Genomic DNA, 7,369 nt, shown 5'->3' on the forward strand with positions numbered 1-7,369 from the left:
TGGTGAGCGGCCCCACCGATACCGATCCGGCCGCGAATCCCTTCGATTTGAAGAAGACCTTCGACGCGTACAATTCCTGGCAGCTCGCCAAACCCGGCGCGCAGAATCAGGCCACCGATCCCGCCACGCTGACGCTGCCAGCGGGTTTCAAAGCGGAACTCATCCGCTCCGCGCAGCCCGGTGAAGACTCGTGGGTGTCCATGGCCTTCGATCCCGAGGGACGCATCACGCTGGGCAAAGAGAAGAAAGGTCTGCTGCGCCTTACGCTCAGCGGCAGCGGGGAGCAGAAAGTGGAAGTCCTCGACGATGAACTGCTGGAGTGCCGAGGCCTGCTGTATGCACACGGCTCTCTCTTCGCGAATGCCAACAACTCGAAAACGCTCTTCCGCCTGACCGATGCCGATGGCGATGGGGCGTTTGAAAAACGCCAGGAACTCATGCGCACCGAAGGCGGCGTGGGCCATGGCCGCAATCACATCAAGCTCGGCCCCGATGGGGACATCTATGTGGCGCATGGCAACAACGTGCTGCTGCCGAAGAACCTCGATCCTGATTCGCCGCTGAAGAATTACGCGAATGATCAGCTCATCCCGAACCCGTGGGACAGCAGCATGTTTGACGGCAACGTCGAACTCCCCGCCGGCCACATCCTGCGCGTGAAGCCGGATGGCAGCAAGGTGACGCTGCTCGCGGGTGGGCTGCGCAATCCGCTCGATATTGCGTTCAACAGTCGTGGCGATCTCTTCACCTTCGATGCCGACATGGAGCGCGATGTCGGCACGCCATGGTATATGCCCACGCGAGTGCTGCAGATTGTCCCCGGCGGTGATTACGGCTGGCGTCGTGGCACGGGGCGTTTTCCAGCGTGGTATGCGGACACGCTGCCGAGCGTGATCGACATCGGGCTGTCATCGCCGACGGGAATTTACTTTGGCTATAAAGCTGAGTTCCCGCAGAAATATCAAGACGCACTCTACCTCCTGGATTGGAGCTACGGACGCATCATCGCAGTGCATTTCGGCAGCACCATGACGCAGGAAACGTTTGTGGCAGGCAGGCCGCTGAACGTCACGGACGGCTGCATCGGCCCTGACGGAGCCATGTGGTTCATCACGGGTGGTCGTGGCACGCAAAGCGGGCTTTATCGCGTGACGTATGAGGGAGCCCGCCCGCCCGCCCAGCAGGAAGCAAGCATGAAAAAGCCGACAAGCGCTGCTTTGTCGAAACACGCCGCTCGCATGCGCTTGGAAAGCCGGCCAGTGAACGAATGGCGCATGAAGGCGCTGCATTCTGACGACCTGAACGGTTTGCTGGCCCTGGCACGTTCCGGAGAATCCAGCGATCTGCCTGACATTCTCGATGCCGCTTTGAAAGCATCGCCTGCACCGACTTTGGATGCTCTGCGGGTGATCGCAGTGGTGATCTCACGGCACGGTGCACCGGATGATGCCATGAAGCACCAGCTCATGGCGTGGTCAGGTTTCCCCCAAGACGACGCCTTCATGAACCGCGAACTCTGCCGCCTGCTGGTCTATCTGCAATCACCCACAGTCATCGAGAAAACGATGCCGCTGCTCAAGGCGGCGACGACTTCGGAAGACCTCTTATTTTACCCGTTCATGCTGCGCTACCTCAAGGACGGCTGGACGCTGGAGCAGCGGCGAGTGGTGTTTGAGGCGCTGAACAAGGCGGAGAAAATGAACGGGGCCTCAACCTTCTTCAAAGCGATCAGCGACACGCGCAGCGAGCTGGCAGCGGCGCTGAAACCGGAGGAGGCCGCGCAGCTCGCGGCAGTCATCTCACCGGCGAAAATGATGGTGCTGTCCGCGCATGCGCTGCCGGGGCATTCGTATAAGAACTGGACGCTGGAAGATCTGACGCCCCTGCTGGTGAAGATGGATGCGAAGACGCGCAGCCGCGACAGCGGGAAGGACGCTCTCATTCGTACGCAGTGCGTGTTTTGCCATAAAGTGAGCAACGATCCCACGCTGCCAGCGGGAGTGTTTGGCCCAGACCTCGTGCAGGTGTCCGCACGCTTCAACCGTCGCGATCTGCTGGACCACATCCTGAATCCTTCCAAGTTCATCGACGAAAAATTCCGCTACGTGACGGTGAAGACGAGTGATGGAAAAACGATCACCGGCAGCCTGGAGAGCGAGGACGATGAGCGCGTGGTGCTGAAGCCAAATGCGCTCGCGCCGGAGAAAACCGAAATCGCCAAGGCGATGATCAAGGAGCGGAGCGTGTCCGAGATTTCACCCATGCCCGCCGGCTTGCTCAACTCACTCAAGGCGGAGCAGATTCTCGATCTGCTGGCGTGGTTTGAGAATTTGAGGTGAGGCGGCTTTCCTGAGACTGAGTCGAAAGGCAGAGCAGACATGTTCCCGAATAGTGCTTCAGGCTCGGCGCTTCATGCGTGATCGTAGGATGGGTGTGGCGCAAGCCCGCCCGTCCATCAGCGTGCTGCAAACACCTGAGCCTGCGCACGTCCTCGCAGTCGGGCGGTTTGGCGAAGAAGCGTTCGCGTGCTGAAGCGTGGTTCGTGCGCCAAACACACCCAACCTACGTCCCTGAAGTCCCCCATTGCTATTGGAGAACAAGTCTAAAGATGAAGGGCCGAAAAATTTCAGAATCTGCAGGCCGCGAAATTTTTCTACCTTTCGGTTCTTTGAGAGAATTCATTCGAACTCCCCTTTGTTCATGCACAAGGCTTGGCTGAGAAGCCGCGCAGTTGACACGGCGCGCGGTGCCCGCATACTTGCAGCATGTCCTCACGCCCTGATGTATCGCTGTTGCCGCGAATCGCGCGGCTGGTGGTCGTGGGGGCGATCTGCTTGTCTCTGGGCATGCACTGGGCGCTGCTGCAAGGCATCGCGTGGACGGGGATGCTGATCTCCTTTGCCAGTGAAGGTGCGGTGATCGAGGCGGTGCAGAAGACTTTCGACGGTCAGCATGGCTGTGCGCTTTGCCACAAGGTAAAGGAAGGCCGCGACGCCAACCACAAGCAGCCGCAGCAAACGGGGCAGTCCACGCAAAAGATCATCGCCGTGCTGGTGGAGATCACGACACTGATCCCTCCCGCAGGAAAGACGATTTCATTCGTGCCTCTGCACGAGATGCTGGTTCGACGCACCGAACTGCCGGAGACACCACCGCCACGACGCGGGCTGGTTTGATTGACCGACCGGCTTGTTAAAAAGCCGCCGATCCGACTCTGCGCGGGAATGATGTCTGCACAAGGATCATGCCATCCTTCCTGAGCAGCGCAGACAACCCACCGCCTGAACTCACAGGCTTGTGCCGTGCTGCATGTCTGCAACCACCCCACCCGCACCGCCATGCCCTTCTGGGACGCTCATGGCCTGTGGTCTTCCGTTCGTGCGTCCCTCTCATCCTTCCTCTTTTTATGTCTCTTTTTTCCAAACATCTCCTCGCAGCCGCTGTGGCGCTGCCCTTCACTTCTCTCCTTCACGCTCAGGATTCGGCTCCTTCGGCCGAATCCCTCACACGTGGTCAAACGGTTTACATGCAGGTCTGCTTCGCATGCCATCAGCCCACCGGGCAGGGCCTGCCGGGCATGTTCCCACCGCTGGCCAGCTCGGACTGGGTGGCGGCCTCAAAGCCGGACCGCATCATCCGCATGGTGCTGCATGGCTTCACCGGACCCATCACGCTCAATGGCAAACCCTTCGCCTCACCTGCGCCGCTGATGCCACCGCAGGGAGCAGCACTCAGCGACACGCAGATCGCCGATGTGCTGACCTACGTGCGCAGCAGTTTTGGCAACCAAGCCGGGGCTGTCACGCCGGAGCAAGTCGCCGTCATCCGCGAAGCGGAAAAGGCCCGCAGCGCGATGTGGACCGAAGCTGAGATCCTTAAAATCCCTGCCGAATAAAGCCATGCCAGACTCATCTTCTCCAAGCATTCGCTACACCGCCGCCGGGGCTGAACATCGCGTCAGCACCGGCTCCTGGGTGCGCATGGGGCTTGGCATCGGCATGGCCCTCGCGGGCGTGCTGGTGCTGGGGCATTATGCCAGGCAGGCGCTCCCGCAGGCACCGCTGCCCATCGTCGCACAGATTCACGGTGACCTTGACGTCACCGAGCGCAGCGGCCAGACGGTGAAACTTTCCGCCGTGCGCGGGAAGGTCACCGTCATGGCCTGCCTTTACACCGTGTGTCCGCATGGATGCGCGGCCGTGGTGGCGCAGATGCAGAAGCTCAACACCGCCTACCGCAAGCGACCGGATTTCCATCTGGTCTCCCTCGCGCTGGCACCGGAGCGCGACACCTCAGACTTCCTCAAGGCCTACGCTGAAGGCGTGGGCGCCAGAGCCGAAGATCCGTGGTGGTTCGTGACCGGCGAGCAGCAGCGCATCTGGGACTACATGACCGATGAGCTGCAATTGCAGGCTCCAGCCGTCATCCCGGAGGAGAAGCGTCTCAATCCGCTCGACCTCTATGAACATGACCTGCGCCTCGTCCTCATCGACCGCCAGGGCCGCGTGCGCGGCTACTACTCCGTCTTCCACCCTCAACCCGAGATCGCCACGGTCATGATCGAAAAACTTGATCGTGACGTGCAGCGCCTGCTCGACAACCCCGCCGAATAATCACCCATCCCTATCCCATTCTATGAAACACCTCTTCACACTCCTTCTCAGTCTTCTCTTCATCTCCACATCATCGTGCACCGCCGGCGAGCCGGTTCAATTCGTCTATCAAGGCGAAGTCGCCGGCATCATGTGCATCCACTGCACGAACAAGGTGGAAGCCGCGATGAAGAAGCTCCCCGACGTGCAGAGTGTCAAAATCACCCGCAACGAAAAAGGCGGGCTGCCCAAGCTCGAAATCATCGCGGCCAACGCGAAGATCACACGCGAAGACGCCGTCAAGGCCCTCGGAGACGATGCCAAGATGTTTGACATTCGCAGCCTGAAGCTGGTCCAAGGAAAATAGTCCCACGCGGGCCTTGATAGAGCCAAAGCCGCTTCAATAGTCTCCACCCATGTTCTCCACTGCCTCTGCACCTCCACGCCCCTGGCTGCGCCACGCGCAGCGTGGGCTGGTGCTGGGGCTGTGCCTGGCACTGGGGCTGCAATGGGCGCTGCTGCAAGGCATCGCCTGGACGCAGATGTTTATCGACTTCGCAAGTGAGGGGTCGGTGATCGAAGCCGTGGAGAAGACCTTTGACGGGCAGCATGCCTGCAAACTGTGCAAGAAGGTGCAGGAGGGGACTCAGGACTCCAGCCAGAAGAATAGCTCTCGCGGAGATGACAGCGGGAAAACCCTGAATGCGGTGCTCGTGAACCACGGGGCGCTGGTCCCTCCAGCGGCGGAAAGAATGTTCTTCGCACCGCTGGACGAAGCACTGGTCCATCGAAACGGGACGCCGGAGCCACCACCGCCACGACGCGGGCTGGTTTGAACTTGTAGAGCGGTTTTCCAAAACCGCTCTTCTCCGCCACACACCGGACTTGGAAGTCCGGCCTCTCCCCATGCGCATGCCGCCACGCGGCTGCCTTTTCGACATCTCATTTTCATGAAACCCTTTTCGTTTTTCTTTTTACTCTCTCTGACCAGCGGTGCGTTTGCGCAATCCGCCCCCCCGACCCAACCCACGACGACTGACCTCTCTGAAGTCGTCATCACGGCGAAGAAAGATTCGCCTTCACTCACGGTTCCGAGCCTGGAACTTCGCCAGGAACAGATCGCCACGTCCACGCCCGGCGGTGCCGGCTTGGTGGATGCGGAATTCTACAAGCGTGGCCGCGCTGCCACGCTGAAGGACGCGCTGGACTTCTCCCCCGGCGTGCTGGTGCAGTCACGCTTCGGCGCGGAGGAGTCGCGCATCTCCATCCGTGGCTCCGGCCTGCAGCGCACCTTTCATGGTCGTGGCCTCTGGCTGATGCAGGACGGCATGCCCCTGAATCTGGCGGATGGCGGCTTTGACATGCAGGCCATCGAGCCGCTGACGGCGAACTACATCGAGGTCTTTCGTGGGGCGAACGCGCTGCAGTACGGCTCGGCCACACTCGGGGGAGCGATCAACTTCATCTCCAACACGGGCTACACCGCGCCAGCCGCCCAGGCACGGGTGGAATTCGGCAGCTTCAACACCTACCGCGGGCAGATTTCCTCCGGCTTTGTGAGCGGCAAGACGGATGTGTATGTGAGCATCACCGCCGCCCACTCGGACGGCTTCCGCGACTGGAGTCAGCAGGAGAGCTTGCGCGTCTTTGCCAACATCGGCACCAAGATCAGCCCGAACCTGGAGAACCGCTTCTACATCACCTATGTGGACAGCAAATCGCAGCTCCCCGGAAACCTGACCAAGGCGCAGATGCAGAACAATCCGCAGCAGCCCGCGCCGGGTTCCTTCCGCCCGACCGTGGCCGGTGGTGCTGGCTACCAGCTGCGCAACTACCGGCTCTTCCGTCTGGCGGACAAGCTGACCTACAGCGACGGGGACAACACCCTGACGCTGTCCGCCTTCTGGTCATGGAAAGATCTGAATCATCCGATCTTCCAGGTCATCGACCAGCTCAGCAATGATCTCGGCTTTGACCTGCGCTATGAGCACAAGGGCAGGCTGCTGGGGCATGACAACACCCTCACCGTGGGCACGGGCTTCATGTATGGTGGCACGAACGACAACCGCTTCTTCAACATCGGCGGCGCACGCGGCGCACAGGTGGCGGCCTACCGCCTGCAGGCCACGAACTTCAACTTCTACTTCCAGGACAAGCTGATGCTCACGGACAAGCTCTCGCTGTTTGCCGGTGCGCAGGTGGCCTATGCCTCGCGTGAACTGAATGAGTTGCAGACCTTCGCTGGCGTGAATCCGCCCGGCCAGTTCACCGGCCTGCCCAACCTCGTCAACAACAGCGACCGCATCGAATCCTGGGGCTTCAGCCCCAAGCTGGGCCTGCTGTATGAGGTGGACCCCAAGACGCAGATCTACTTCAATGCGAGCCGCAGCTTTGAGCCGCCGACCCTCGGCGAAGCCACCCCCGCAGGCACGGGCCTGCTGTCATTGAAGCCACAGACCGCCACCACCTTGGAAATCGGCACGCGCGGCCAGCGCGGGCGCGTGAGCTGGGACTTCAGCTACTACTATGCGTGGGTGGAGCGCGAGCTTCTGGGCCTGGGATCCCCTGTGCTCACTCCGACGACCACGGTCAATGCGGGCAGCACCATTCATCAGGGCGTGGAGTTCGCGCTGAACGCGGACCTGCTGCGCAATCTCGCCACCCCTTCAGACCGGCTGGTGCTGAACCAGAACTTCCTCTGGAACCACTTCAGCTTCAACAAAGACGCCGCCTATGGCAGCCGCCTGCTGCCGGGCTACTCGCCGGTCTATTACCGC

At 60.8% G+C, this 7,369-nt stretch carries 7 protein-coding genes; all 7 read left to right on the forward strand.

The window, feature by feature from the left end:
- On the forward strand, positions 1–2,339 hold a 2,339-nt coding region (locus PSV43_RS02000), incomplete at its 5' end, for a hypothetical protein (RefSeq protein ID WP_300193143.1).
- A gap of 426 nt (positions 2,340–2,765) precedes the next feature.
- Entirely contained in the window at positions 2,766–3,176 is a 411-nt protein-coding gene (locus PSV43_RS02005; RefSeq protein WP_300193145.1) for a hypothetical protein, read from the forward strand.
- A gap of 230 nt (positions 3,177–3,406) precedes the next feature.
- Entirely contained in the window at positions 3,407–3,895 is a 489-nt protein-coding gene (locus tag PSV43_RS02010; protein WP_300193147.1) for a c-type cytochrome, read from the forward strand.
- A gap of 4 nt (positions 3,896–3,899) precedes the next feature.
- Complete coding sequence (locus PSV43_RS02015) at positions 3,900–4,613, forward strand: SCO family protein (protein ID WP_300193149.1); 714 nt, start codon at positions 3,900–3,902, stop codon at positions 4,611–4,613.
- Between the two features lie 22 nt (positions 4,614–4,635).
- Positions 4,636–4,959, forward strand: a complete 324-nt coding sequence (locus PSV43_RS02020) for a heavy metal-associated domain-containing protein (protein WP_300193151.1) — start codon at positions 4,636–4,638, stop codon at positions 4,957–4,959.
- A 49-nt stretch (positions 4,960–5,008) separates the two neighbouring features.
- Positions 5,009–5,428, forward strand: coding sequence for a hypothetical protein (locus tag PSV43_RS02025; RefSeq protein ID WP_300193154.1), 420 nt, complete (start codon positions 5,009–5,011; stop codon positions 5,426–5,428).
- Between the two features lie 114 nt (positions 5,429–5,542).
- A partial coding sequence (locus tag PSV43_RS02030; protein ID WP_300193157.1) for a TonB-dependent receptor occupies positions 5,543–7,369 on the forward strand: 1,827 nt, incomplete at its 3' end.

This window comes from Prosthecobacter sp. (genome assembly GCF_029946185.1).
Lineage (GTDB): Bacteria > Verrucomicrobiota > Verrucomicrobiia > Verrucomicrobiales > Verrucomicrobiaceae > Prosthecobacter.

Bases quoted from the DNA above. Each gene is read 5' to 3' on its own strand.
- PSV43_RS02005 (WP_300193145.1), top strand. From the start codon at position 2,766: ATGTCCTCACGCCCTGATGTATCGCTGTTGCCGCGAATCGCGCGGCTG.
- PSV43_RS02015 (WP_300193149.1), top strand. From the start codon at position 3,900: ATGCCAGACTCATCTTCTCCAAGCATTCGCTACACCGCCGCCGGGGCT.
- PSV43_RS02025 (WP_300193154.1), top strand. From the start codon at position 5,009: ATGTTCTCCACTGCCTCTGCACCTCCACGCCCCTGGCTGCGCCACGCG.
- PSV43_RS02010 (WP_300193147.1), top strand. From the start codon at position 3,407: ATGTCTCTTTTTTCCAAACATCTCCTCGCAGCCGCTGTGGCGCTGCCC.
- PSV43_RS02020 (WP_300193151.1), top strand. From the start codon at position 4,636: ATGAAACACCTCTTCACACTCCTTCTCAGTCTTCTCTTCATCTCCACA.